The organism is Hyphomonas oceanitis SCH89, from assembly GCF_000685295.1.
In the GTDB taxonomy this organism is placed as follows: domain Bacteria; phylum Pseudomonadota; class Alphaproteobacteria; order Caulobacterales; family Hyphomonadaceae; genus Hyphomonas; species Hyphomonas oceanitis.
The window spans coordinates 1-23,719 of the sequence record NZ_ARYL01000017.1; the positions used below are offsets into that span (position 1 = coordinate 1).

Below are 23,719 nucleotides of genomic sequence, written 5' to 3' on the forward strand. Positions count from 1 at the left end.
GATCAACCCTGATCGTTGCACTCAATGCGCTGCGGCTTCTTGCATTCAAAGAGCGAAAGGAAGCAGAGGCATGATCAGAGTTCGCAGGAAACTGTTTCACGCGTCGGCGTCACAATGGCGAACGACGCTGCTTTTGCTCGCGACATGGGTCGGCCTTGGTGCCGGGATCAGTGGGTGTGCCACAATTGCAGGCAGCACCAAGCCTCTGACAGATTTTGAGCGAGCGGCTATACGCACCGAATGTGGAAATTATCCGGTATCGCGAATTCGCGCTGGCGGCGCTGGCAGGAAGTATCGCTACCTTGCCTGCAAACAGACCGTTCTGGACCGCGAGAGCGGCCAAACAGCCGTCTCATCAGGTGTCGACTAAGCCGATCTGTGGACGTCGGCCAGCCTTACGCAAGCTACTTGCTGCGTCAGCCAAGAACGGCGATCAATTTCCCGACTTTTCACACCACATCGTAACACGTCCGCCTGACTTGGCTGGAACCAACGCTGTTCTCAATTGACATACCGCAAAGCGATCTGGGTATCCGAAGCCCCTACGCAACCGATGCCCAAACTAGACGAATGGACGATCCCAATTCGGTTTGGATAGCAGAGCAGAACCAACAACCCGATTGCCGAAATGAACGAACAACACGCGCTTGAGGCTGCACACGTAGCGCACACGCAAGCTTGTAATATATTGTTTTACCTATGTTTTTTATGCCATCCATCATGGGGGCCACGGAGAAGCGGTAGTCGGTCATGCGGCCCCGTTTAGTGCGGGGGATGGGGGCGCGTCCAGCGTCTTTGCCGTGATCAATGTATTTGCAGGCAGGGCGCCCGGCAGCTATGAGCAGGGGATGACAGATACAGCCCGCATCGACACGCTTGAAATCCGCGTCGCCCATCAGGATGAGGTGATCGACGATCTGAACAAGACGGTGATTGCGCAGTGGAAAGAGATCGACCGGCTGACGCGGCAAATGGCGCGGCTGACCGAGCAGTTCGCCAACATGGGACAGGCCGAGCGGCCCACGCAGGGCGACGAGCCGCCCCCGCCGCACTGGTGACGCGATGAGCCGCATTTTCGGGAAAGTCTGCCAGAACGGCTATGTCGTGCGCGATATCGAAGCGGCGATGAAACACTGGATCGAGGTGATGGGCGTTGGCCCCTGGTTCTATATTGAAGACGTGAAGACCGACTGGTTCACCTATCGCGGCGTGGCCTCCGACGTGAAGATGAGCATTGCGCTCGCCAATTCCGGCGACCTGCAGATCGAACTGATCCAGCAGCGCAATGACGCGCCGTCGATGTACAAGGACTTTCTCGATGCGGGCCGTGAGGGGCTGCAGCACATGTCCTACTGGACCGAGGATTATCAGGGCCTCTACGACAAGGCCCTTGGGCTTGGTTACACAGTGGGCCATGAGGGGCAGATCGGCGGCGAGAAGGGCCGGTTTGCCTATTTCGATACCGAGGCCCATCCCGGCACCGTGGTCGAGATTTCCGATATCAGCGGCGCCAAGGGCAAGACCTTTGCCTATATCCGCAAGCAGGCCGAAGGCTGGGACGGGACGAACCCGATCCGCACGTTCAGCTGATCCGATCTTCCGCAATTTCGACTGTGTGATCGCGCGCCTTGTGCACGACGATATCGGCGTGGGCTTTCAGCGGATGGATATGGTCGCGCAGGTTCGGCAGGTTGACGCCGTCCCAGACGGTCTTTGCGAAGGCGCGCAGCTCTGTTTCGCTCATGTGGAGCCATTGGGCGTAGAAGGAGCTTGGGTCGGTTCGCGCCGCGTTCCAGAAGCCGACGAAGCGTTCGACATACCAGAATTCAAGATCGGCCTCGGAGGCGTCCAGATAGACCAGCACGTCCGGCTCGCCGTCCGGGCGCTCGGGACGGGTTGGCGGCTGGAAGCCGAGGCCTTCCAGGATGAGCATGTCCGGCAACTGCACAGTGCGCGTCAGGGCGGGGTCGATGTCATAGATGTCGTGGCTGTGGGCCGGGAACGCGGCCGCCCCTTGCCTTATGCTGACGAGCGCATTGGTAAAGCCATCGCGGTCAAAGGTTTCCGGGAAGCCCTTGCGCATGAGCAGGCCCTGCGGTTCCAGCACGGCGTTCGGGAAGAGGAAGCCGTCGGTCGAGACGGTCTCGACGCTGAGCGGCGGGTTGAGCGCGTCAGCCACGTCGCGGGCGAGCGTGGTCTTGCCGGCGGCGACCGAGCCGGTGAGGCCGACGATGCGGGCGGCAGCACTGGACTGTAGCTCGGCGAGGCGTTCGGCCAGCGCGGCAATGCCGGCGCCTTGATGGATGATCACGTCGCGGTCCATGCAGTCAGTTCCCTAGCTTGCGCGCACAGCTTAGCGGTGGAGCGCCAAGGAACCAACGGGAAAACGGCCCGGACGGACCCGCTTGGTGGCGCCCCCTCCCCCTGTTAGATTGAAGAGGTACCGGACGGGGGAAGGACAGCCTACGATGCTGGGCATGAAAACATATCTCGGATGGAAAGTGGATTTCCTGCAGCCTACAGGCGAGCCCGCCTATGCGGGGCCGGACTCCGTATCATGGCGCGTGTTCAAAAACCCGATTGCGCTGGGCGTGGGCGGCATTGCCGCCGTGCTGCTGGAATTTGCCGATGCGCGCATACGGTCCGGCGTGTGGGACCATTCCACGTTCAAGACGGACCCGGTCGGGCGATCCAAGCGCACCGGCATGGCCGCCATGGTGGGCGTTTACGGACCGCAGAGCGCGGCGCGCCGGGTTATCCAGGGTGTCACGAACATGCACACTCAGGTGAAAGGCGAAACACCGTCTGGCGAAGCCTATTCAGCGCTGGATGTGGAGCTGCTCGACTGGGTGAGCGCGACGGCGACCTATGGCTTCCTGACCGCCTATGACCGGTTTGTGGCGCCGCTGTCGGATGCCGACAAGACGCGCTTCTATGAAGAGGGCGAGGCGGTGGCGCGGCTCTATGGCGTGCAGAATCCGCTGCGCAGCGAGGCAGACTTTCATGCGATGCTGGCAAAACTGATGCCGCGCTTCGAGCCGCACCCGATCAATACCGAATTCCTCGATATCATGAAGTCCGGCCGCGCCGCCAAAGGCGTGCCAAAAGGCCTGCAAAGCGCGGTCGTGAATGCGGCGGTGTCGATCCTGCCTGTGGACGTGCGCGACCGGCTGGAGCTTGGGGCGGACTATGACCTGCGGCCCAAGGGAGTCGCGACGGTGAAGGCCATGGGTGCCCTTGCGGAACGTCTGCCTTTGCCTGCAAGTCCCGCGGGTCAAGCTTGCGTCAGGCTGGGTCTTCCTGCCACATTTCTATGGAAGAGCCCTGAGAAACAGGCAAGTATACGCCACACAATACAAGAGGGACGGGCGGCTTCACTGGCGCACTGATCCCCGGAGGAGCGGCAAAGTGAATCTGGAATTTCTTCCCGAAGAAGAGGCCTTTCGTGACGAGGTGCGCGCGTTCCTCGACCGCGAACTGACGGCAGACCTGCGCGCCTATGCAGCGCGGATGACGAGCGTCTATTCTGACAAGGAAACGGCCCTCGCCTGGCAGGCCATTCTTGTCAAACAGGGCTGGGCCGCGCCCGGCTGGCCCGTTGAATATGGCGGCTGCGACTGGACCGTGGCGCAGAAATATATCTTCGACGTGGAGATGGCCCGCGCGGGCGCCCCGCCCCTCTCGCCGATGGGCATTGCCATGTGCGGCCCGGCTTTGATCGGCCATGGCACGAAGGAACAGAAAGACCATTACCTGCCGCGTATCCTCTCCGGCGAGGATTTCTGGTGCCAGGGCTATTCCGAGCCGCATGCAGGGTCTGACCTCGCCTCGCTGACCATGTCGGCCAAGGATGATGGCGACGCCTTCATCTGCAATGGCTCGAAGATCTGGACGACGCATGCCCATGAAGCCAACATGTGTTTCTGCCTGGTGCGCACAGATGCCAGCGGCAAGCCGCAACAGGGCATCACCTTCCTGCTGATCGACATGACGACGCCAGGCGTGCGCGTCGACCCAATCATCATGACATCCGGCGAGCATATCCAGAACGCGATCTTCTTCGATGATGTGCGCGTGCCGAAGGCCAATGTGATCGGCAAGGTCAACGAGGGCTGGACGGTCGCGAAATACCTGCTCGAGTTCGAGCGCGGCGGATCAAGCTACGGCCCCCGCCTGAAGGCACGGGTTGCGTCGCTGCGCATGCATGCGGTGGAGGCCGGCACGGGGCCGGACATGTTGGCGAAGCTCTCTCAGGCGGAAGCGGATGCCTCGGCGCTCGAAGCGGCCGAGCTGATGATGATGTCGGAACTGTCGGGCGGCGGCACACCGGGCCTCAAGGCCTCGATGATGAAGATCAAAGGCACGGAACTCAGCCAGCGCCTGACGGAGCTTGCGCTCGAGATTGCCGGCAACTGGGTCGAACCCTTCCAGCCTCACCACACCAATCCCGGCGGCGAAGTGGTCAACGCACCATCGAACTCGGGCGCGCTTGTCGGGCCTGAAAGCGCCGTGACCGTGTCTGCCAAATACCTGAACGACCGGGCAGGTTCGATCTATGCCGGCTCGAACGAAATCCAGCGCAACATCCTTGCCAAGGCCCAGCTCGGGCTTTGATCACCTAACGGAGCACTAAACCGTATGCTCGTCCTTTATGAACATCCGCTGTCGCCCTATGCGCAGAAGGTCAAAATTGCCCTGCGCGAAAAGGGCCTCGAATTCGAGGTGCGCATGCCGGAAGGCATTGGCGCCGGGCATACAAAGGGCGAATTTGCCGATGCCAACCCACGCCGCGAAGTGCCTGCCCTGATCGATGACGATGTCGCGCTGTTCGATTCCACCGTGATCCTCGAATATATCGACGACAAGTGGCCAGAGCCTTCGCTTATGCCGAATGCGCCTGAAGAGCGCGCCCGCATGCGCCAGATCGAAGACGTGATGGACACGCATTTCGAGGCGATCACATGGGGCCTCGGCGAGTTGCATTTCTTCAAGCGCGGCAATGACGAAATGCGCAAGACGATCGAAGCGCAGGCAAGCCGTCAGATTGCGGGCTTCATGACCTGGCTGGAAAAAGAGCTGGGCGACAATGACTGGTTCAGCGGGCATGAATTTGGCCGGGGCGACCTTAGCGTCATTCCCTATCTCAATGCCGCTGACGGTTTCGGCTACAAGCCTGCCGAAGGCTCGCCGCTCGCTGCATGGATTGCCCGCGCCAATGCGCGCGAGAGCGTTAGTCAGACAGACGCGGAATCGCGCGCGTCGATTACCGGCATGCAGATGGTCAGCGCGGCGGTCGAATCCGGCCTGTTCAAGCGCCAGTACCGCGATCACAGGCTGGAATGGATGATCAGGTCCGGCGGCATGGACATTGTGCGGGACGGCATCGAAAAGCAGACCATACGCTTCACCGATCACTGGGATACCTGAGACACACAACACGGACCGCTCGTGGCGGCAAAGGGAGACAACAAGAATGCACATCAAGACACGTTTCACCGAGATGTTCGGTATCGAGCACCCGATTGTTCAGGGCGGCATGCAATGGGTGGGCTATGCCGAAATGGTTGCGCCCGTGGCCGAGGCCGGCGCGCTTGGCTTCCTGACGGCGCTGACGCAGCCGACGCCGGAGGACCTCGCCAAGGAAATCGCCCGCACCAAGGAGATGACCGACAAGCCGTTCGGCGTGAACCTGACCATCCTGCCCGCCATCACGCCGCCGCCTTATGCAGAATATCGCCAAGCGATCATCGAAGGCGGCATCAAGATTGTCGAGACGGCAGGCTACAAGCCGCAGGAACATATCGATCACTTCAAGCAGCATGGCATCAAGGTGATCCACAAATGTACCGCCGTGCGCCACGCGCTGTCGGCGGAACGCATGGGCGCTGACGCCATCTCGATTGACGGCTTCGAGTGCGCTGGCCACCCGGGCGAGGATGACATCCCCGGCCTGATCCTGATCCCGGCAGCGGCCAACAAGGTGAAGGTGCCGATGCTGGCTTCCGGCGGCTTTGCCGACGGGCGCGGACTTGTCGCTGCGCTGGCCCTCGGTGCTGACGGCATCAACATGGGCACGCGCTTTTGCGTGACCAAGGAAGCGCCGATCCATGACAGCTTCAAGGCCCAGATGGTGGCCAATAATGAACGCGACACGAACCTGATTTTCCGCACGCTGCACAATACGGCGCGCGTGATGAAGAATGCGGTCAGCGACGAAGTGGTTGAGATCGAACGCAAGGGCGGCGCCAAGTTCGAGGATGTTGTGCACCTCGTAGCCGGTGCACGTGGGCGCAAGGCCATGGCCGAGGGCGACGCGGATGGCGGCATCTGGTCGGCCGGCATGGTGCAGGGCCTGATCGACGATATCCCAACCGTGAAAGAACTGATCGACAGCATCATCGCGGATGCCAACGCAATCATCAATTCGCGCCTCGCCGCCACGACCAGATAAACCTCAGGAGGATATGTGATGGCCTACGAGCAGATCCTTTTGGAAAAGGATGGCCCGGCGGCCATCATAACCCTTAACCGTCCGGAAAAGCTGAACGCGTTCACCGCGCAACTTGGCCAGGAGCTGGCCGATGCGGTATATGCGTGCGACGCTGACGATGAGGTGCGCGGCATCATCCTGACGGGTGCGGGCCGCCACTTCTGTGCGGGCGCCGACATTTCCGATGGTGCCGATGCGTTCGATACGAAGAGCGGCACGGGCGCGAAGAATTTCGGCGCGTCAGAGCCCGGCAAGAAGCGCGACGGGGCTGGTTTCATCGGCGCGCTCTATAATTGCCGCAAGCCCGTGATTGCCGCTTTCAATGGCGCGGCTGTCGGCGTTGGCCTGACGCTGGCCTTGCCGACCGATATCAAGATCGCCTCGGAGAAAGCCAAGTTCGGCTTCGTGTTTGCGCAGCGCGGCCTGCCGCCGGAAGCGGGCAGCGCGTGGTTCCTGCCCCAGCTGGTCGGTCTGCCGCAGGCGCTGCGCTGGTGCATGACGGGCCGCGTGTTCGATGCGGAGGAAGCGCTGGCCGGCGGCCTGATCAGCGAGATCCATCCGCCGGAGGAGCTGTTGCCGGCTGCCAAGCGCATTGTGGACGAGATTGCCCGCAACACAGCGCCGGTCTCTGTCGCGCTGGTGCGCCAGCTGCTCTGGCGCTTCGGGCCGACAGGTGATCCGTTCGAATTGCTGAAAGTGGACGGACAATTTGCGCTGACGCTCGGCTCATCGCCCGATGTGAAAGAGGGCGTCGGATCGTTCCTCGAAAAACGCGCGCCTAATTTTCCCGGAAAGATCTCCACCGACATGCCGGAAGGCTATCCCTGGTGGGAGCGTACCTGACGCCTCCCCTGCCCTAAAAAAACGGCCGCGATCCAGAAGGATCGCGGCCGCGGTGCCCGAGGGGAGGAAACACTTTTCGGTTCTAGAACCGGTACGTGAGGGAGGCACCATAAGTCCGTGGCATGCCTGCAAAGCGCATGACGACGTTCGCGTTTGTCGTGATCTGCTGCCAGTAATACTCGTCGGTCAGGTTCTTGCCCCAGACCGAAACTTCCCAGTTCTGGTCGATGGAATAGACGCCGATCGACCCGTTGAGCAGACCATAGGAGTCGATGTCGTAGAGCGGGTCATTTGGCTGACCAGCTGTCGACTCGCTCTGCCAGCGACCACTGAGCGATGCACGCAGGCCCAGGTCCGTCGTGACCGGACGATCATAGAGCAGCGCGAGGCTGACAACGGATTCAGGACTGTAGAGGAAGGGATCGCCCTGACGGTTTGTCGGCAGGCCGAAGCTGTCGACCGTGTCGAAGTCGCCGATCTCGGTGTGCAGAAGCGTGAGGCCACCCATCGCCGTCAGCTCTTCACTGATCAGGTAGGTGACTTCTGCATCGAGACCGTAGGCTTCAGCGGTTGGCACGTTCTGAAGACGGGCGAGCGCCTTGTAGATCGGGTCGGCGAAGAAGGCCGAGATCTGCTTGTCTTCATAGTCGTAATAGAAGAGCGCCGCGTTGGCCTGCATGCGCTGGTCGAGCAAGCTGGCCTTGAAGCCGACTTCATAGGCGAGCAGGCCTTCCTGCGTTGCAGGGGCGTTCTGTTCGGACTTGGACGCCGCGTTCACAGGCGTGGAGGCCGACTTGTAGCCCTGCGTTGCCGAAGCAAAGAGCACGAGGTTGTCAGTCGGTGTCCAATTGCCAACGATGCGCCAGGAGACGTTGTCTTCCTTGGTTGAAGACGCGACCGGGCCGAAGGAGTTGGTTGCGACGTCAAACGTGTTGCAGCCGTTTTCGAGCAGTGGCGCGGCTGGAGCCGTCCCGTAGATCAGCGCGAAATAGGTGCGATTGAAGACGTTGACGTTCGGCTGCATCGAGCCGTTCACGTCGCCCGAGCAGCCGACATAGTCCTGCGTGTCTTCAGTGTAGCGGATGCCTGTCGTGAGCGTGAATTCAGGCGTCAGCTCCCAGTCGGCGTTAGCAAAGATGCTCCAGGTTTTCGTCTCGAATTCGCCAGTGTCCCGATAGGTCTGGAACGAGTTCAGAAGCTCGGCCACCGTGTAGGGCACGCCGGTTTCCGGATCCACGTTCAGGGGCGAGGCCGCAAGCGTGGCAGCGATGGTTGCGACATAGCTGGAGTTAGCATTGTCGAGCAGGAGCGTGCGGTTCGTATCCGAGGTTTCGTCCTTGCCGTAATAGGCGCCGACGAGCCAGTTGGCCTTGCCGGTCTCGCCTTCCAGACGCAGTTCCTGGCTGAAGGATTTGATCTCGGCATCGACATCCTGGAGCAGGACCGCGAAGGGCGCGGATGAGAAGTCCAGCACGGCCTCGCGGTCCAGCTTGTTGTAGCCGGTCAGCGAAACAAGGTTGAGGCCATTGTCGAAGCCATAGCGGACACCGAGCTTAAGGGCGTCAAACTTGGAGTCCTCTTCCAGTGGACCATCAATGCCGTTAACACCGATGCCGTCCGTTGTGCGAGCGTAATTTGGTGCCCAGTCGGTCTGTTCCGCATTGGTCGGGAAGTTATTATTGACGAAGTCAACGAGGCTGAGCCCGGTGACCGGATCAACCGCATTGAAGAGCGAGGTGGTGGACGGGCCGCCGGTGCCGGGAACCACGAAAGTCGGATCGGTGTTCGGTGTCAGCGCGATGGCCTGACCACCGATCGTGTCGGACTTGTTGCGCCAGCCATTATAGGAAACGTCGATGTCGAGGCTGTCGGTTGGCTGCAGGGCCAGCGCGGCGCGGAAGCCGAGCTTGTCTTTCGTGCCGCGATCTTCACCGCGCGTGATCGACTTTTGCCAGCCTTCGTCGCTGTTTTCGCTTCGGATGGCGAAGCGGGCCTGCGCGCGCTCGGACAGCGGCACGTTGAGCATGCCTTCTATGTTCCAGGTGTCATAGTTGCCGACATCGGCACTGACAGACCCTTCGAACTGGTCGGAGGGCTTGTTGGTGACCATATTGATCAGGCCGGCCGTCGTGTTGCGGCCAAACAGGGTGCCTTGCGGTCCTTTCAGCACTTCGACGCGCTGAATGTCGAACACAGGGCCCGAGTTCATGAACGGATAGGGATAGGCCACTTCGTCAACATAAGTACCGACCGTGGAGGTGGCCGAGACGTTGATCGTGTTGAAGCCGATGCCGCGCAGCGTGTAGGTCGGCACGCCCTGATAGCTCTGCGAGACAGAGAAGCTCGGCACGACATTCTGGAGGTCGTCGACACTGTCGACGCGCAGGGCATCCAGCGTGTCTTCGCCGAAGGCCTGAATACTCATCGGCACGTCATTGATGGATTCTTCGCGGCGCTGCGCGGTCACGACGATCGAGCCAAGCTTCAGCGAGCTGTCAGCGGGCGTCTCGGCAGGTGCCGCCGGTGCAGCGTCGGTTTCCTGCGCCATGGCTGGCATCTGCGAGGCCAGCGCGAAAAGCGAGGCGCCCAACATGGCATAACGGCGGATTCGGGGTGTCTGGGTCATCTGATTTATCTCCTCCCGGCAGCCTCCTCTTGGCGGGAGCTGTCCATTGAGCGGGACAGTCAGTAATTATTGGACAATCAACAAGCTATCGGAAGTGACAGGGTCGGCTCACAGCCCCAGCACCATCTTGGCCATGATGTTGCGCTGGACCTCGTTCGAGCCGCCATAGATGGAGGCCGCCCGATTGTTGAGGTAACGTGGCACAAGCGTCACGCGGTCAGACGGACCGACAGCGTCAATATTGCTGCCCGGCTGGCGCGCATCCAACTGCTCGACACATGCATAGGTGCCGCCCGCCTCGACCCCAAGCGTGTCGATCCGCTGCATCATCTCGGTGCGCTGGACCTTGAGCATGGAGGCCGCAGGGCCGGGGTTTCCGCCGCTGGACAGCGCGGAAGAGACACGCTGCTCGGTGATCTTGATGGCTTCGAGGCCAATCTCGGCTGCTGCCAAACGGCTGGTAAAGCCCGGATCGGATGCCAGCAGGCCATCGCGCTGAGCAAGCGCGCGAATGCGGCCGACACTGGCTTCGAGGCCAGCGGACGAGCCGCCGCCCCGCTCGAACTCGAGCAGGTATTTGGCGACGGTCCAGCCATCATTTTCGGCGCCGAGGCGCCCGGCCTTGGGCACGCGTACATCATCAAAGAAAACCTGATTGACCTCATGCTCACCCGCCAGCGTGATGATCGGATCGACTTTGATGCCCGGCAGGGTCATGTCGAGCAGGAGGAAAGTGATGCCTTCCTGCGGCTTGCCATCGAACCGCGTGCGCACGAGGCAGAACATCATGTTCGCGTGGTGGGCGTGCGTGGTCCAGATTTTGGTGCCGTTGAGGATATAGTCGTCGCCGTCGGACGTCGCCTTCAGGCTGAGGCTGGCGAGATCGGAGCCTGAACCCGGCTCGGAATAGCCCTGGCACCAATAGTCCTCACCAGCGAGTATGCGCGGTAGGTAATAGGCCTTCTGCTCGGGCGTGCCGTGCCCGATGATGCAGGGGCCGACCATGGCGAGCCCCATGGGCGAAAGGGACGGCGCCCCTGCCCGCGCGCACTCAGAGGCAAAGATATAGCGCTGCATCTCGGTCCAGCCCGTGCCACCATACTCCACGGGCCAGGCGGGCGCGGCCCAGCCCTGGGCATGCAGGATTTTTTGCCAGGGCAGGCTGAACTGCGGCTCGATGAACACACTCGTGACCAATCGCCCGGCATCTGCCAGTTCTTCGGTCAGGTTGTCGCGAAGGAACGCTCGCACTTGCGAACGAAATTCACTATCCTCAGTTGTGAGATCGAGGTTCATTTTGGGCCTCCGGGTTTGCACGACTCCGATGCCGCGTCCGCTTATCAGGTAAGCTGACAGTATACGGCCTGATCATGCAACCTGCTCTATTTGATAGGGTTTATTTATTGACGGATTTTGCCGACACGCAGGATGCTCCCGGAGACGCTGGCGCCCAAGCCATGCGCCTCGCCCGCGAGGTTGCTGCGCTGGGCGAGGACATTGGCCTGCCCTACATTGCCGTCAGTGCCGATATTGGCAGCCCGGAACCCATGTGCGACCCGACCGGCCGTCCGCTCGCCGAAACGCTGTTTCGCTGGATAGACCCCGAACTGGCCTATTGGAAAGACCGCGCCTTTGCGCTGAGGTCTGGCTATGTGCGCGGGGCACGGACCTGCGCCGAGCCGTTCTTCCATGCCGACAAGCAAATTGGCAGCTGGCGCCATATTGCGGCCCTGGACGGCCTGGCCAAGACGATGCGGGCCGAGGACTATAGTGTCGGGGCCGCAATCATTTCACCCTGCCATCTTCCGTCTGGCGTGATTGGCGCCATCGTGTGGGCAACACCCGAGAAGGGTTTCCCAATCCGGAACGTGTTCGACGCTCGGGCCGCCGAGATCCACGTCCTGACTTTGAAGTTCATTGCCACCTATCACGAGTTCAGGGGCGCCGGGCCGACTGACCTCGCCGTCGCCCTCACGCGCCGCGAAATCCAGTGCCTGAAATGGGCCGCCGCCGGCAAGACCGACCATGAGATCGCGACCATTATCGGCATTTCCCAACCGACGGTGCGGTTCCACATTACCAATTCGAGCCGGAAGCTCGGCGTCTCCGGCCGGTCGCAGGCCGTCCATCGCGCGACGACGCTTGGTTATATCGGCGGCAGTGCGAGCTGAAACACAATTTGCGGAGCGGGGTTTCCCGACCGGAATTGCGGCCTATCATCGCCCATGAACCCGACAAGAGGAAACGCGCCATGACCCGACTGCCACACAACCAGCCTGTGCCCCAGGGCGTGCTCGACCTTTATGATGGCTATTGCCATGGCGCGATGTCGCGGCGGGACTTCTTCGACAGGCTCGGCAAGTATGCCGTTGGCGGGCTCAGCGTGTCGATGCTGGCCGCCTGCGTCATGCCGGATTACGAGGGCACTTTGCAGACGTCGGCGGATGACGCGCGCCTGAGCGTCGAGACCTTCCAGTATAATTCACCCAATGGCGCAGGCGACATGGCGGGCGATCTGGTGCGCCTCAAGAAGGGGCCTGCCAAGCGGCCCGGCGTGATTGTCGTTCATGAGAACCGGGGCCTCAATCCCTATATCAAGGATGTCGCCCGGCGTACGGCGCTTGAGGGCTATATCGCTCTTGCCCCGGACGCGCTCTACCCGCTCGGTGGCTATCCCGGAAACGATGACGATGGCCGCGAGATGCAGGCGACACGCGACCGCGACGCGATGATCCAGGATTTCATGGCTGCCGCCGAGGCCTTGCGCGACCATCCAGAATGCAATGGCAAGGTCGCCTGTGTCGGCTTCTGCTTTGGCGGCAGCGTGACCAACATGATGGCGGTGAACCAGCCCTGGCTGTCAGCTTCAGCTCCCTTCTATGGCGGCTGGCCGACCGAGGAAGAGGCCGCAAAGGTCGAGGTGCCGCTGATGATCCATCTCGCCGGCCTCGACGAGCGCGTGAATGCCGGCTGGCCGGAATATGAAGCCGCGCTCAAAGCCAATGACGCCGAGTACCAGGTCTTCATCTATGACGGCGTGAACCACGGATTCCACAATGACACGACGCCCCGCTATGACGCGGACGCGGCAACGCTCGCCTGGTCACGGACGATGAATTTCTTCAAGGCGAAGCTGGCTTAGTTCGACCGTTACATGACCCGGCTGATGGTGTTTCCATCTGATGGCCACTCAGCCGTCGGCAAGACACCAAGACCGGGCCGCGCAAACAAAAAGCCCTGCATGAGATTGACGCCGAGATCGCGCAGCATCTCGTACTCGCCGACGGTTTCGATGCCTTCGCAGATGGGAATTATGCCGAGATCATCGAGCATATTGAGCGTATTGCGCACGATGACCTGTTTCACGCGATTCTTATCGACGTCGCGGATAAGCTCCATGTCCAGCTTAACGAAATCCGGCTGAAAGTCGGCCAGAAGGCCAAGCCCGGCATAACCTGCCCCAAAGTCATCAATCGCCGTCTTGAGGCCCAGGGACCGGTAGGTGCGCAGGATGTTGAGAATATGCGCTGAATCGAGACGCTCCACCTCGGTGAACTCAAACATGATCTGCTGAACCGGAAAGCCTGTCCGCATCGCAGCGGCCAGCGTCATGCGAATACAGGCGCGTGGCTCATAGACGGCGTTGGGCAGGAAATTGATCGACAGGAGCGTGCCGGACTTTGCAAGGTCCAGTCCGGCTGCCATCTCGATCGCCGTCGTACGGCATTGCTGGTCAAATGCGTACCTGTTGGAATCCGATACGTGGGCCAGAACCTCCCCGGCGCCCATGCCATCAACACCGCGCACCAGAGCTTCGTATGCGAACGTGCTGCGCGCATTGGTATCGGCAATCGGCTGGAACGCCATCGTGATCGGCAGGTCAAAGCCGGCGCCATCGTGGCAGCCATTGCATGCGGTCGTCATTGTAACTTCCCCCGTAGATCAGAGCAGGAGAGTTTCGCATGATTAAAATGAAGAAAATGTGTGTGGCTGCAACGCTTCTACAGGCCAACGTGCATCAGGTAACATCCGGAACGCGCGCACCGGCTTGGAATGGTGGGCGGTACAAGGTTCGAACTTGTGACCCCTACGATGTCAACGTAGTGCTCTACCACTGAGCTAACCGCCCGATCCATTCGGGAAGCAGGGGTAATGGATAATTCGGGGCGTGCCGTCAAGACGCGTTTGACGGTGTCACTATGTGAAGGGCGATTTTCTGCAGTATCGCTTCAGGTGTTTCCGGGTCGTCGGCATAGAACCAGACCTCCCGGAGGGGGTCGCTGGCCGTGAAACTGTAGCCATCCAGCTGGAAAACCAGCCATTGGCCTATCTCGGCCGGCACCAGCGAGGCGATGTCGATACCGTCCATCGCAATCAGCCGGATGACACAGTCATCCATACTCATTTGTGCCGGCGCATCAAAGAAATGACGCCCCGTATCGGTCACAGTGGATTTGATCAGCTTCGGCGGCTCGTCGGACGAACCGCCGGCCATCAGGCAGCCATCACCTTGTCAACTTCGTCGACAATCTCACGCAGGTGGAACGGCTTGGAGAGGACTTTCGCCCCGGCCGGCGTCGGCGCGCTGGAAGACAGCGCCACAGCGGCAAAACCCGTAATGAAAACAATCTTCATGGCCGGGTCGAGCTCTGCGCCGCGACGGGCAAGCTCGATGCCGTCCAAGCCGGGCATGACGATATCGGTCAGCAAGAGGTCAAACACTTCGCGCTCGAGCGCGTGCAGGGCTGTTTCGCCGTCCGCATAGTCCTGGATCTCATGGCCAGCCCGGCGCAGGGCTGCAGCCAGGAATGTGCGCATTGAGTCGTCGTCTTCTGCGAGAAGGATCTTGGTCACGCTCGCCCCCTTGGATGCCAGTAATTGATTTAAGACATAAACAGCCTATCCGGTAAATCAGCGGTGAAGACGGGTGAAATTTCAGAGTTCTTTTTTACCAGACCCCTGAAAAGGCTTGACCTTCATGCGAACAGGCAAACCATTGGCCCCATGACCGGCGCCCTCCCCCTGACACGATCGGCCACTTCGCCCCCTGCCGGGCCGTTCGGCTATGACACGCCCTATACGCTGGACGTGCCCGAAGGCCCCCCGGCGCCGGTGCTGTTTGCGTCACCCCATTCGGGCCGCGACTATCCCGAGAGCATGCAGGCGGCCCTACGCGTGCCCCTGATTGATGTGCGCCGCACCGAAGATGCGTTCGTGGAAGAATTGTTCGGCGAAGCCCCCACGCTTGGCGCAACGCTGATGGCCGCGCGCTATGGCCGGTCGGTAGCCGATCTCAACCGCGACCCGCGCGAGCTGGATGCCAGCATGTTCAGCGACGGCCTGCCGCGTGCGTCCGGCCTGCCGACGGCGCGGGTGGATGCGGGACTCGGGTGCCTGCCCCGTGTCGGCGCCCGGGGCGAGGCCATTTATGCCCGACGCCTGACCCGTGAGGAGGGCGAGGAGCGCCTCAGCTGCGTGCATGATGCCTATCATGACCGGCTTGGCCAGGAGCTGGCCCTGCTGCGCGAGGCGCATGGCGCCGTTCTGCTGATCGATTGCCATTCCATGCCATCGGTCCAGCCGGGCCGCAGGCAACTGGCCGATATCGTGCTGGGTGACCGGTTCGGATCGAGCTGCGATCCGCGCCTGACAGGACGGGTTGAGCGGGCCTTCCGCACGCATGGCCTGAGCGTGGCCCGCAATGCGCCCTATGCCGGGGGATATACGACGCGACGCTATGGCCGACCTAAACGCCAAGTGCATGCCTTGCAGATTGAGATAAATCGCGGGCTCTACATGGATGAGCACACGATCAGCCGCCTTGAGCGATTTGCTGAAATAAGAGCCATCATTACAGATGTGACAGCGGAGATCCTTGAGATCGCCGCGCTTGTCGTCCGTCCCTGACATTCCGACAAAAAAAAGGGCCGCACCCGTGGGTGCGGCCAAAGTCAAAGGGAGGAAACGCCAGAGGCGTCTGCACCGAAGTGCAAGGACAGGAATATGTTGCGGTGCACAAATAGGCAAGCGCAGGAATGTCGCACCTGTGCAATTAACCTCAACTGCCCGTTTATTGGGCACAATAATGCTCTGCGGCACACCTATTGCGTAGGACTTGCTCGAAATTCCTGTTTTGGGACTGAAACGGTCCTGCATAAGTTTGGAGCAAGTAATGGCTGATGAAACCGATCTGCACGTAGGCAAGCGCCTTCGCCGCCGCCGCCGCCTTCTGGGCATGACCCAGCAGGATCTCGCGGGCCAAGTTGGCGTGCGATTCCAGCAAATCCAGAAGTATGAGTGCGGTGCCAACCGCATTACGTCCTCGCGTCTTTATGAACTGTCGCGGGCACTGAACGTGTCGGTGCAGTACTTCTTTGACGGCATCCCGGTGGCCGATGCCCCTGACGCCGCCAATGACGCCAATGAATACATGGAAGGCGATATTCTTTCGCAGAAAGAAACGCTGGAACTGGTTCGGGCCTATTACCGCCTAGGCGAGCGCCCTCGCAAACGTCTGCTGGAGCTTGCAAAAGCACTGGAAGGCGACCAGTCGAGCCACGGCGCCGCTTGACGCCGGGCGCAAGGCAGGGCTAGCCCTGCCGGATGCCAGACGGAATTTCCCTCGAAGATGAGCTTGCCCTCGCCGGGCGGCTCGCAGATGCGGCCTGGACAGCAATCCGGCCGCATTTTCGTGCGCTGACAAACGTGGATAACAAGGCGCAAGACACCTCGCTCATCCCGTCAAACGGGCGCCCGAAACCCACATCGACCCCGTCGGTCCCGACAAGAACACCGTTCGACCCGGTAACCGAGGGCGACCGCGCCGCCGAGCGCGTCATTCGCGACATCCTCACATCCGAACGCCCCCACCATGGCGTCACCGGCGAGGAATTCCCAGAAACACCGTCGCAGAGCGGTTATCGCTGGCTGATCGACCCGATTGACGGCACCCGCGCCTTCGTGGCGGGCCTGCCGGTTTGGACGACGCTGATTTCACTGGTTGATCCGGATGATGTGCCGGTCATCGGCATTATTGACCAGCCGGTTCTGGGCGAGCGCTATCTCGGCTGGCCGGGCGGCGCCGCGATGGAAAAAGGCGGGGAGCGCACACCTATTCATGTGTCCGGTTGCCAAGACCTGCGCGAAGCGACGATCGCAACAACCGATCCCTTCATCTTCAATCCGGCAGAACAGGGCGCGTGGACGCATTTGCGCGCGACGGCCCGGATCACGCGCTATGGCCTCGACGCTTATGCCTATGCCCGCGTAGCCGGGGGCACGGTGGACCTTGTCGCCGAGTCAGGCCTCAAGCCCTGGGACGTGGCAGCACTGTTCCCGGTCGTGCGCGGCGCTGGCGGCCTCGTGACCGACTGGCGCGGCAACACGCCGAAGCTCGGGGGACAGATTGTCTGCGCCTCAAGCGAAGGCGTCATGGAACAGGCGCTGCTGGCCCTCAGGCGATCTGCAACATAAGGCCGACACAATCGGCAGGCACTTTCAAAGCATGACGACCCATCCCTATGCCGCCCTGATTTTCGATTGCGACGGCGTACTCGTCGACTCCGAGACGATCCATGTGGCCGTGGAAATCGCGCTGCTGACCGAGATGGGCCTCGCCTATGAGTGGGACATCTATCTCTCGCGCTTTGTCGGGCTCGGTGTTCCGGAGTTTCACGCCGCCCTTGCGGAGGACTATGCCGCCCTTGGCTACGGCCCCTTCCCTGATGATTTCGGACCGCGCCTGCATGCGCGGGCCTGGCCGCGTATCGAGGCTGAGCTGACAGCCTTGCCGGGCGCGGCGGCGCTGGCCGCGAAATTTTCCGGACCGATCGCGGTCGCTTCCTCGTCCATCACACCAAAGCTGCGCCGCAAGCTGGAATTGACCGGTCTGACGGAAACGTTTGCCCCACACATCTATTCGGCTGACCAGGTGGCACGCGGAAAACCTTCGCCTGATCTATTCTTGTTTGCCGCAGACAACATCAAATCCGCCCCGGCAACATGTCTCGTCATAGAGGACAGCGTGAATGGCGTGAAAGCCGCGCGCGCGGCGGGCATGACCGCTTTTGGCTTCACCGGCGGAGGTCATGCCGATGCGGGCTTGTGCGAACGGCTTATCGCCGCCGGCGCTGTGGCAAGTTTCGACAGCCATGACGCCATCGCCGCACACCTCTTCCCCTCCTGACCCGTTCGCGCAAACAAAAAGCCGGCCCCAGAAGGACCGGCCCTTGATGGCATCAAGCTGAGATCAGCCGTAATGCGTCGTCATCGATGTGCGAAACTGCGGGTCGGCGAAATCCGGCCACTTATCCTTGTCGAAGCCCGGCGCGTTCTTGAGTCGCTCTTTTTCCACGTTGAGGACCATGCGCTTGTTGGCGCGGTCAACGCTAAGGCGTTCGAAAGGCACGGCGAAATACTTGTCGCCCATGCCGAGAAAGCCACCAAAACTTAGAACGGCATATTCAATCTGGCCGCTGTCTGTGTCGACCATGAGGTCCTCGATCTTGCCAAGATCCTCACCGGCAGCGTTGTGAACAGAGTCGCCATTGATAGACGAAGCAGACAATACGAAATGTGTCATAAGCGTTTCCTTTCCATTTGACTCTATGGAAAACCAATGCGCGGGACCGGCCTCGCGTTCCGATGCGCCAGCCTTAAATTACATAGAGGTTGCAAGCACTTCCCGGTAGCGTCGGCTGCCCGTAATGACCCGGTCGTCATCAAGCGTGATATCGACATCACCGGAAGCGCGCGGTTTGAGCGCGCCGATCCGGGCCCTGTTGACGAGGCGGGAACGATGCACACGGACAAAACCCTGACCCCCGAGACGCCCCTCCCAAGCTGCCAGCGTTCCCCGCACCAAGTGTTCCTTTTCCTGCGTATGAAAGGCCACGTAATTCCCGGCCGATTCGACGAACAGGATATCGCGCGCAGAAAGGAAGACAGACGTATTCCCTTCCCTCAGCTCAATGCGTGAGGCATCTGGCGGGACAATGGGCGGCGAGACAGCAAAGCGTTCAAACGCCCAGTAGGTCGCCGCGACCAATGCATAGGAGAGCACATCCTTGCGCCATTCATAAATGAAGGCGAGCAAGACACCATCGCCGAAGAAGTCATAGCGGATGCCCATGGCGCCGAGCCACAGGTTGCGCAGCACAACCATGCCGCCAACATGGATCAGAGAGATCACGACAGTCATCGCAGCATGGAACAAGGCAAAGCGTGCATAGTGTCCGCCGCGGGGCGGCACGCGGCGTATGGCGAGGCCAATCAATGGCGCCAGCCCTATCCAGAAGATGTAACTGGTCGCTTCAAGAATGAAAGGGACAGCCGTATTGATCGCATCTCCGTCGCTCCGCGCTTCCAAGATGCCGGACGTCGCGTTGACGAACAGGTTGACCAGACCGATGACGATCACCGTCAGCCATGGCCACAGCCACAGGCGCCTGTCACCGCTCGTCCCGCCAGTCCCTCCACTCGTCACAAGGTCATCTCCGTTTGTCCCGGCCCGCTGCCGCTCGCGTCACGACGATAGCGCGGCCCGCAGCTTCGCGAAAGGAAGAGGGACACGCGAAGGAGACGCTACATGACCGAACGCCGCTATGACCTCGACTGGCTTCGCATTGGCGCCTTCGGCCTTCTGATATTCTATCATGTCGGCATGTTCTACGTGACCTGGGACTGGCACGTGAAATCCAGCCATGCGAGCGCGCTGATCGAGCCGATCATGCAGCTGTCGAGCCCCTGGAGGCTGGTGCTGCTCTTTCTGATCTCGGGCGTCGCAACGCGTTTCATGGCCAACAAGATCAGCACATGGCAGCTGACCAAAGCGCGGATGGGGCGCCTCTGGCCGCCCTTGCTGCTGGCAATGTTCGTGATCGTGCCCCCTCAGAGCTATTACGAGGTTGTCGAAGCGCTGAGCGCCATGCACGCGCCGCAATCGCCCTGGCTTGATGATTTCTATGTGAAATACGTGACATCCTCGGGTCACTGGTGCGACGCTGACGGGTGCCTGATGACGCCGACCTATAACCACATGTGGTTCGTCGCCTACCTGATCCTCTACTCACTTGCGCTTTTGCCTCTGATCCCGCTGCTGCGCCGCCTGCCGGCAGCACTGGCGGCCCTCATCCGGGGGCCGGGCCTGATTATCGCGCCATGGCTGTTCCTCTATGCAGCGCGCGTCTTTCTCATGCCGCTGTTCGGCGAGACGCATGATTTCCGCAATGACTGGTATCTCCATGTCACCTATTTCGTCACTTTCCTGTTCGGATTCGCCATCGCGAAGCACGCGACCTTCTTCGAGACTTGTATGCGCTGGCGGTGGGCTGCGCTGGCCATCATGGGTGCCGCCTGGGCAGCGCTGATGACTTATTACGCCGCATGGCCGGGCGATTCCATCCCGCCCGAATGGCAGCGCATCATCTTCCGTGGCGTGCGCGAGATGCAGGCGTGGACCGCAATTGTCGCGGCCATCGGCTTTGCGCACCGGCATCTGCGGGGCCATGATGGCCCGGTGCGGCGCATGCTGACAGCAGCAGTGTTCCCGTTCTACCTGATACACCAGACCATTATCGTGGTCGCCGGGCACTATCTGAATGAACTGCACCTGCCTGTGACATTAGAGGCGAGCCTCCTGATCCTGATCACATTTGCCGGTTGCTGGCTTTTCTACGACCTTGGCCGGCGTATCCCTTTCCTGCGCATATGGATCGGGCTGCCCTCGCGGGCAAAGACGGCGCGGGCCGCTATGGCCCCGCCACGTCCAGACCCTGCGCCCTCAGGAGGGTGATAACACTGTCGTCACCAGCAAGGTGGCCCGAGCCGACCGCGACCAGACGCGTGCCGGGCGTGTCCAGCATCGCGGCGATCTTGGGCGCCCAGGTCTCGTTGCGCGTCTTGAGGAGGGCGTCATAGACCTCCTCGGAGCCCATCATTTCCGGGTTGGCCATTAGAAGTCCGAGGCCATTCACGTCGCCATCGGTCCATTCTTCAACCAGCATGTCGAGCATTTCGGCACCGTCCTCTATGGATTCCGCCGAGCTGATCAGAAAGTCCACCTGCACATCATCAGGCAGGCGGGCGAGGCGGCCCAGCTGGTCATCGACGGTTTCGAGATAGGCGAAGGATTTGCCCTGCGCCGCGCCCTCGGCCATCAGCACCTGCTCGACGCCAGCTGTCGGGTCGAAGCCATCCTTGGTCATCTGCATGACTGACAGGTTCACGGCGGCAAACCAGGGCCGCATGTTCTGCACCGCGCCGAGCGGCAGGCCGACATAATCGAGCGCCGCCTGAAGCTCGACCGTCTCGGCATCGCTCAACAGGTTGGTCAGCTGGCCGCCATTGGCAAAGAGGCCTTCCTCGCGGACGAATTTCATCATTTCAGCGCCCGCCTCAGGGCTCGAAACGTCGGCCTCGAAGACAAGCGTATCGGCCGCATTCACGGCCTGATTTATTGCATCGCTGCGCCAGTCGAGTTCCGGGCGCAGGAGGTGGACCGTGCCCATTACATATATGGTCGTGTCCTCATCCTTGAGCACCCAGAGGGCCGGCTCACCAATGCCATGCGAGGCCTTCGCCGCCGCAACAGCTGCCTCTGTGGCTGCTTCCATCTCGGCGCGGGCCTCGGCCGCCTGTGCAGCTACACTGGCCGCATCGGGCGCCTCCTCCTTACAGGCTGCAAGGCCCGTCAGCGAGAGGCCAATGATCAGGGAGAGGGCCAGGCCGCGAATCTGCATGTCGGTTCCTTTTCGGTTGCCGCCCTAGCTAGCGCATAAACCAGCCAGCGCAAACGACCTCAGGCGGCATTGAACCGTTGCACCCCCGCCCGGCTTGGCCTAAAGACACGGCCACCCCGCACCCATAGCTCAGCTGGATAGAGCGCTGCCCTCCGAAGGCAGAGGTCACAGGTTCAAATCCTGTTGGGTGCACCATTCTCCAAGCAAATGCGCGAACAGTCAGGGCCGTTCAGAAGGCGCTGGACAAATTATCGAAATTCGATATGCCTTGATGATGACACGTGCTCAAACCGATCAGCGGGATGCCTGGATAACGATTTCCATATTCATGGGAATCCTGTGCGGCCTGAGCGCGATTGCGCATTTTGCCATCCTCGAACTCAATCCCACCAGCCTCTATGTCGGCGCATTGATGCTGACTCCGGCGATCGCCGCCCTGGCGACACAAAAGATCAGGGGCCGCACGATTTCCAGCCTGCCTTGGGCATGGGGTAAGTGGCGGAGCAATATTCAGGCATATCTAGTACCGGTCGCTTATATCGCATTGGCTTATGGTCTGATCTGGGCATTCGGGCTGGGCACGCCGTTCAACCCTGAAACCCTTTCCGAATGGTCTGATGACCTCGGCTTTCCGCCAAATGTGCCTGCGGTTTCCATGTTTGTGATGATCGCCCTTCTGGCCAGTGTGCAACTGGTCAAGTCCCTTGGGTCCATAGCCGGGGAGGAGATTGGCTGGCGCGGCTTCCTTGTCTGGGAATTGCGCAAGGTCATGCCCTTTGGCGCCGTGTCCGTGGTGAGCGGACTGATCTGGGCCGCATGGCACTATCCCATCGTCATCAAGTATGGCGGCGGCGATCCGCTATTCCAGGTCGCGTGTTTCACACTGATGATCACAGCCATGTCCGTGATCATGACGTATTTCACATTCAAATCCGGAAGTGTCTGGCCCGCGATCATGTTTCATGCCGCCCATAATATTTTCATCCAGAAGATCTTCACGCCCCTGACAGGGGAGACCGCCGGCACGCAAATGTGGATCGACGAATACGGGCTGATGATCCCCCTCGTCGTGACCGGTTTTGCCCTCTTCTACTGGCGCAAGGCCAAGGCTGAAGGGTTCTAGGAGGGCTTTGTTGGAGGGATGAGCCCATATCTTTTCTCAATCGCACTACAGGCTTTTTCATCGTCAGATTCCTGAACGCGCCAGCGAATGGAAGAAATTGATGTGTTAGGGCTTGCAACTCTACCCCAACGTGAAAATGTAGCGCATGGGTATTGAACAAATTATCGCCAGCCTGCCAGACAAGTCACCTTCTGATCGCGAGAAGATACGCGCAAATATTAGTCGGCTTCTTGAGAAGGGCAGCGAAAAAGAGCGCAAGGACGCTCAAGCCCTGCAGGATGCGATGAACGCTCTGGCCCACACGGAAGCCCAATCACTTTTTGAACGGCTCGACGGGCTTGATGACGCCCAGCTCGTTGCTGCAGCTTTTGCTTTCCTTCCGGCGACCGATACGGAAGTGAAAATCATTGAAGCGCTCTTGAACCATCCTGCCAGCACCTCGACGGAACTCAGCAAGGCCTGTGGCTGGAAGGCCCAGACCTGGCACATGCATTTTGGAAAAATGTGTAAGGATCGCGAAATTTATCTCTGGCCCGCGCCACCCTCGGTGGTGCGCGATGGCGAGAAAATCATGACAGCCATACTCGCAGACCTGGATGAAAACGAGAACCGCTGGACCATGAAACCAAATGTGGCCGCCGCATTCCGTGCCATGAATATCGGTGCTGGCAAATGAGTGCCGCGCCAGCGCAAATGTAGTTCAATTCAAACAGCCCCCGTTTCACGCGCGCTTTTCGGCGAGGAAGTCGATGAAGGCGCGGACTCTCGCCGGAAGGGTTGCACCGCCGAGATGGAGTTCGCAGAACGGCTCGATATCGTGGGGGCAGTAATCCTTCAGAATCTCGACCAGCGGGCCGACCCAGACATTGATCAGGCCACATAAAAAAGGCCGGCTGCAG

Annotated in this window: 25 protein-coding genes and 2 tRNA genes; 17 read left to right on the forward strand and 10 right to left on the reverse strand. The window is 60.7% G+C overall.

Annotated features, from left to right (window positions below):
* Positions 1-848: 848 nt before the first annotated feature.
* Together HOC_RS11775 and HOC_RS11780 are read left to right on the forward strand one after the other, a co-directional pair.
* A complete protein-coding gene (locus HOC_RS11775) occupies positions 849-1,058 on the forward strand; it encodes a SlyX family protein (RefSeq protein ID WP_035538807.1) in 210 nt (69 codons plus the stop codon).
* Positions 1,059-1,062: 4 nt separating this feature from the next.
* Positions 1,063-1,590 carry a VOC family protein gene (locus HOC_RS11780; protein ID WP_035538809.1) on the forward strand — a complete coding sequence of 176 codons (528 nt, stop codon included), beginning with the start codon at positions 1,063-1,065 and terminating at the stop codon, positions 1,588-1,590.
* On the opposite strand, the gene HOC_RS11785 is transcribed toward HOC_RS11780, so the two are convergent.
* Complete coding sequence (locus HOC_RS11785; RefSeq protein WP_051624816.1) at positions 1,583-2,323, reverse strand: nucleoside/nucleotide kinase family protein; 741 nt, start codon at positions 2,321-2,323, stop codon at positions 1,583-1,585. The genes HOC_RS11780 and HOC_RS11785 overlap by 8 nt on opposite strands.
* Positions 2,324-2,468: 145 nt before the next feature.
* Between HOC_RS11785 and HOC_RS11790 the strand changes: the two genes are divergently transcribed.
* From HOC_RS11790 to HOC_RS11810, 5 genes are read left to right on the forward strand one after another with little or no spacing between them, the layout of a single operon-like run.
* Complete coding sequence (locus HOC_RS11790; protein WP_035538811.1) at positions 2,469-3,389, forward strand: oxygenase MpaB family protein; 921 nt, start codon at positions 2,469-2,471, stop codon at positions 3,387-3,389.
* 19 nt (positions 3,390-3,408) lie between these two features.
* Positions 3,409-4,614 carry an acyl-CoA dehydrogenase family protein gene (locus HOC_RS11795; protein ID WP_035538812.1) on the forward strand — a complete coding sequence of 402 codons (1,206 nt, stop codon included), beginning with the start codon at positions 3,409-3,411 and terminating at the stop codon, positions 4,612-4,614.
* Positions 4,615-4,638: 24 nt separating this feature from the next.
* Positions 4,639-5,427 (forward strand): glutathione S-transferase family protein, encoded by a 789-nt coding sequence (locus HOC_RS11800; RefSeq protein WP_035538814.1) that lies wholly within the window; start codon positions 4,639-4,641, stop codon positions 5,425-5,427.
* Positions 5,428-5,473: 46 nt separating this feature from the next.
* Positions 5,474-6,451 carry an NAD(P)H-dependent flavin oxidoreductase gene (locus HOC_RS11805; protein ID WP_035538816.1) on the forward strand — a complete coding sequence of 326 codons (978 nt, stop codon included), beginning with the start codon at positions 5,474-5,476 and terminating at the stop codon, positions 6,449-6,451.
* An 18-nt stretch (positions 6,452-6,469) separates the two neighbouring features.
* Positions 6,470-7,333 (forward strand): enoyl-CoA hydratase-related protein, encoded by an 864-nt coding sequence (locus HOC_RS11810; protein WP_035538819.1) that lies wholly within the window; start codon positions 6,470-6,472, stop codon positions 7,331-7,333.
* A gap of 82 nt (positions 7,334-7,415) precedes the next feature.
* Here the strand turns inward: HOC_RS11810 and HOC_RS11815 are convergent, their stop codons facing one another.
* Positions 7,416-9,959, reverse strand: a complete 2,544-nt coding sequence (locus HOC_RS11815; protein ID WP_035538821.1) for a TonB-dependent receptor — start codon at positions 9,957-9,959, stop codon at positions 7,416-7,418.
* Positions 9,960-10,067: 108 nt separating this feature from the next.
* Positions 10,068-11,255 (reverse strand): acyl-CoA dehydrogenase family protein, encoded by a 1,188-nt coding sequence (locus HOC_RS11820; RefSeq protein WP_035538824.1) that lies wholly within the window; start codon positions 11,253-11,255, stop codon positions 10,068-10,070.
* Positions 11,256-11,362: 107 nt separating this feature from the next.
* Here HOC_RS11820 and HOC_RS22830 point away from each other — a divergent pair, with 107 nt between their 5' ends.
* Together HOC_RS22830 and HOC_RS11830 are read left to right on the forward strand one after the other, a co-directional pair.
* Positions 11,363-12,130 carry a helix-turn-helix transcriptional regulator gene (locus HOC_RS22830; RefSeq protein WP_277813048.1) on the forward strand — a complete coding sequence of 256 codons (768 nt, stop codon included), beginning with the start codon at positions 11,363-11,365 and terminating at the stop codon, positions 12,128-12,130.
* A gap of 80 nt (positions 12,131-12,210) precedes the next feature.
* Positions 12,211-13,101 carry a dienelactone hydrolase family protein gene (locus tag HOC_RS11830; RefSeq protein WP_035538826.1) on the forward strand — a complete coding sequence of 297 codons (891 nt, stop codon included), beginning with the start codon at positions 12,211-12,213 and terminating at the stop codon, positions 13,099-13,101.
* 8 nt (positions 13,102-13,109) lie between these two features.
* Here HOC_RS11830 and HOC_RS11835 read toward each other — a convergent pair whose 3' ends face one another.
* From HOC_RS11835 to cpdR, 4 genes are all read right to left on the reverse strand, one after another.
* Positions 13,110-13,883: an EAL domain-containing protein gene (locus HOC_RS11835; protein WP_035538829.1), complete on the reverse strand. Its 774-nt coding sequence runs from the start codon at positions 13,881-13,883 to the stop codon at positions 13,110-13,112.
* Positions 13,884-14,013: 130 nt separating this feature from the next.
* Positions 14,014-14,088: transfer RNA gene (locus HOC_RS11840), tRNA-Val, on the reverse strand.
* A 45-nt stretch (positions 14,089-14,133) separates the two neighbouring features.
* Positions 14,134-14,454, reverse strand: a complete 321-nt coding sequence (locus HOC_RS11845; RefSeq protein ID WP_035538832.1) for a hypothetical protein — start codon at positions 14,452-14,454, stop codon at positions 14,134-14,136.
* Positions 14,454-14,813, reverse strand: coding sequence for a cell cycle two-component system response regulator CpdR (cpdR, locus tag HOC_RS11850; RefSeq protein ID WP_034736245.1), 360 nt, complete (start codon positions 14,811-14,813; stop codon positions 14,454-14,456). The genes HOC_RS11845 and cpdR overlap by 1 nt, the downstream gene beginning before the upstream one ends.
* 150 nt (positions 14,814-14,963) lie before the next feature.
* Between cpdR and HOC_RS11855 the strand changes: the two genes are divergently transcribed.
* The 4 genes from HOC_RS11855 (at position 14,964) to HOC_RS11870 (ending at position 18,144) form a co-directional block, all read left to right on the forward strand.
* Positions 14,964-15,866, forward strand: coding sequence for an N-formylglutamate amidohydrolase (locus HOC_RS11855; RefSeq protein ID WP_035538834.1), 903 nt, complete (start codon positions 14,964-14,966; stop codon positions 15,864-15,866).
* Between the two features lie 265 nt (positions 15,867-16,131).
* Positions 16,132-16,530, forward strand: coding sequence for a helix-turn-helix domain-containing protein (locus HOC_RS11860; protein ID WP_035538835.1), 399 nt, complete (start codon positions 16,132-16,134; stop codon positions 16,528-16,530).
* Positions 16,531-16,562: 32 nt separating this feature from the next.
* Positions 16,563-17,432 carry an inositol monophosphatase family protein gene (locus tag HOC_RS11865; protein ID WP_035538837.1) on the forward strand — a complete coding sequence of 290 codons (870 nt, stop codon included), beginning with the start codon at positions 16,563-16,565 and terminating at the stop codon, positions 17,430-17,432.
* Positions 17,433-17,463: 31 nt separating this feature from the next.
* Complete coding sequence (locus HOC_RS11870) at positions 17,464-18,144, forward strand: HAD family hydrolase (protein ID WP_035538839.1); 681 nt, start codon at positions 17,464-17,466, stop codon at positions 18,142-18,144.
* 63 nt (positions 18,145-18,207) lie between these two features.
* Here HOC_RS11870 and HOC_RS11875 read toward each other — a convergent pair whose 3' ends face one another.
* On the reverse strand, positions 18,208-18,540 hold the full coding sequence (locus tag HOC_RS11875; protein ID WP_034736253.1) for a PRC-barrel domain-containing protein: 333 nt from the start codon (positions 18,538-18,540) through the stop codon (positions 18,208-18,210).
* A gap of 78 nt (positions 18,541-18,618) precedes the next feature.
* Positions 18,619-19,443 (reverse strand): LytTR family DNA-binding domain-containing protein, encoded by an 825-nt coding sequence (locus tag HOC_RS11880; RefSeq protein WP_156950473.1) that lies wholly within the window; start codon positions 19,441-19,443, stop codon positions 18,619-18,621.
* Between the two features lie 102 nt (positions 19,444-19,545).
* On the opposite strand from HOC_RS11880, the gene HOC_RS11885 reads away from it, so the two are divergent.
* On the forward strand, positions 19,546-20,751 hold the full coding sequence (locus HOC_RS11885) for an acyltransferase family protein (protein ID WP_035538845.1): 1,206 nt from the start codon (positions 19,546-19,548) through the stop codon (positions 20,749-20,751).
* Here the strand turns inward: HOC_RS11885 and HOC_RS11890 are convergent.
* Positions 20,708-21,697 carry a TraB/GumN family protein gene (locus tag HOC_RS11890; RefSeq protein WP_051624817.1) on the reverse strand — a complete coding sequence of 330 codons (990 nt, stop codon included), beginning with the start codon at positions 21,695-21,697 and terminating at the stop codon, positions 20,708-20,710. The genes HOC_RS11885 and HOC_RS11890 overlap by 44 nt on opposite strands.
* A 118-nt stretch (positions 21,698-21,815) precedes the next feature.
* On the opposite strand from HOC_RS11890, the gene HOC_RS11895 reads away from it, so the two are divergent.
* The 3 genes from HOC_RS11895 to HOC_RS11905 all read left to right on the forward strand — a co-directional run bounded on the left by HOC_RS11895 (position 21,816) and on the right by HOC_RS11905 (position 23,496).
* Positions 21,816-21,892 (forward strand) — tRNA-Arg (locus HOC_RS11895).
* Between the two features lie 76 nt (positions 21,893-21,968).
* Positions 21,969-22,820 (forward strand): CPBP family intramembrane glutamic endopeptidase, encoded by an 852-nt coding sequence (locus HOC_RS11900; protein WP_084146285.1) that lies wholly within the window; start codon positions 21,969-21,971, stop codon positions 22,818-22,820.
* A gap of 145 nt (positions 22,821-22,965) precedes the next feature.
* A complete protein-coding gene (locus HOC_RS11905; RefSeq protein ID WP_035538848.1) occupies positions 22,966-23,496 on the forward strand; it encodes a hypothetical protein in 531 nt (176 codons plus the stop codon).
* Positions 23,497-23,719 lie beyond the last annotated feature (223 nt).

Excerpts from the sequence above, each read along its gene's own strand:
- HOC_RS11800 (WP_035538814.1), top strand. The coding sequence starts at position 4,639 with ATGCTCGTCCTTTATGAACATCCGCTGTCGCCCTATGCGCAGAAGGTC.
- HOC_RS11870 (WP_035538839.1), top strand. The coding sequence starts at position 17,464 with ATGACGACCCATCCCTATGCCGCCCTGATTTTCGATTGCGACGGCGTA.
- HOC_RS11845 (WP_035538832.1), bottom strand. The coding sequence starts at position 14,454 with ATGGCCGGCGGTTCGTCCGACGAGCCGCCGAAGCTGATCAAATCCACT.
- HOC_RS11820 (WP_035538824.1), bottom strand. The coding sequence starts at position 11,255 with ATGAACCTCGATCTCACAACTGAGGATAGTGAATTTCGTTCGCAAGTG.
- HOC_RS11885 (WP_035538845.1), top strand. The coding sequence starts at position 19,546 with ATGACCGAACGCCGCTATGACCTCGACTGGCTTCGCATTGGCGCCTTC.
- HOC_RS11775 (WP_035538807.1), top strand. The coding sequence starts at position 849 with ATGACAGATACAGCCCGCATCGACACGCTTGAAATCCGCGTCGCCCAT.
- HOC_RS11855 (WP_035538834.1), top strand. The coding sequence starts at position 14,964 with ATGACCGGCGCCCTCCCCCTGACACGATCGGCCACTTCGCCCCCTGCC.
- HOC_RS11890 (WP_051624817.1), bottom strand. The coding sequence starts at position 21,697 with ATGCAGATTCGCGGCCTGGCCCTCTCCCTGATCATTGGCCTCTCGCTG.
- HOC_RS11860 (WP_035538835.1), top strand. The coding sequence starts at position 16,132 with ATGGCTGATGAAACCGATCTGCACGTAGGCAAGCGCCTTCGCCGCCGC.
- HOC_RS11785 (WP_051624816.1), bottom strand. The coding sequence starts at position 2,323 with ATGGACCGCGACGTGATCATCCATCAAGGCGCCGGCATTGCCGCGCTG.
- HOC_RS11905 (WP_035538848.1), top strand. The coding sequence starts at position 22,966 with ATGGGTATTGAACAAATTATCGCCAGCCTGCCAGACAAGTCACCTTCT.
- HOC_RS11805 (WP_035538816.1), top strand. The coding sequence starts at position 5,474 with ATGCACATCAAGACACGTTTCACCGAGATGTTCGGTATCGAGCACCCG.
- HOC_RS11865 (WP_035538837.1), top strand. The coding sequence starts at position 16,563 with ATGCCAGACGGAATTTCCCTCGAAGATGAGCTTGCCCTCGCCGGGCGG.
- HOC_RS11780 (WP_035538809.1), top strand. The coding sequence starts at position 1,063 with ATGAGCCGCATTTTCGGGAAAGTCTGCCAGAACGGCTATGTCGTGCGC.
- HOC_RS11830 (WP_035538826.1), top strand. The coding sequence starts at position 12,211 with ATGACCCGACTGCCACACAACCAGCCTGTGCCCCAGGGCGTGCTCGAC.
- HOC_RS11900 (WP_084146285.1), top strand. The coding sequence starts at position 21,969 with ATGATGACACGTGCTCAAACCGATCAGCGGGATGCCTGGATAACGATT.
- HOC_RS11835 (WP_035538829.1), bottom strand. The coding sequence starts at position 13,883 with ATGACGACCGCATGCAATGGCTGCCACGATGGCGCCGGCTTTGACCTG.
- HOC_RS11810 (WP_035538819.1), top strand. The coding sequence starts at position 6,470 with ATGGCCTACGAGCAGATCCTTTTGGAAAAGGATGGCCCGGCGGCCATC.
- HOC_RS11815 (WP_035538821.1), bottom strand. The coding sequence starts at position 9,959 with ATGACCCAGACACCCCGAATCCGCCGTTATGCCATGTTGGGCGCCTCG.
- HOC_RS11875 (WP_034736253.1), bottom strand. The coding sequence starts at position 18,540 with ATGACACATTTCGTATTGTCTGCTTCGTCTATCAATGGCGACTCTGTT.
- HOC_RS11790 (WP_035538811.1), top strand. The coding sequence starts at position 2,469 with ATGCTGGGCATGAAAACATATCTCGGATGGAAAGTGGATTTCCTGCAG.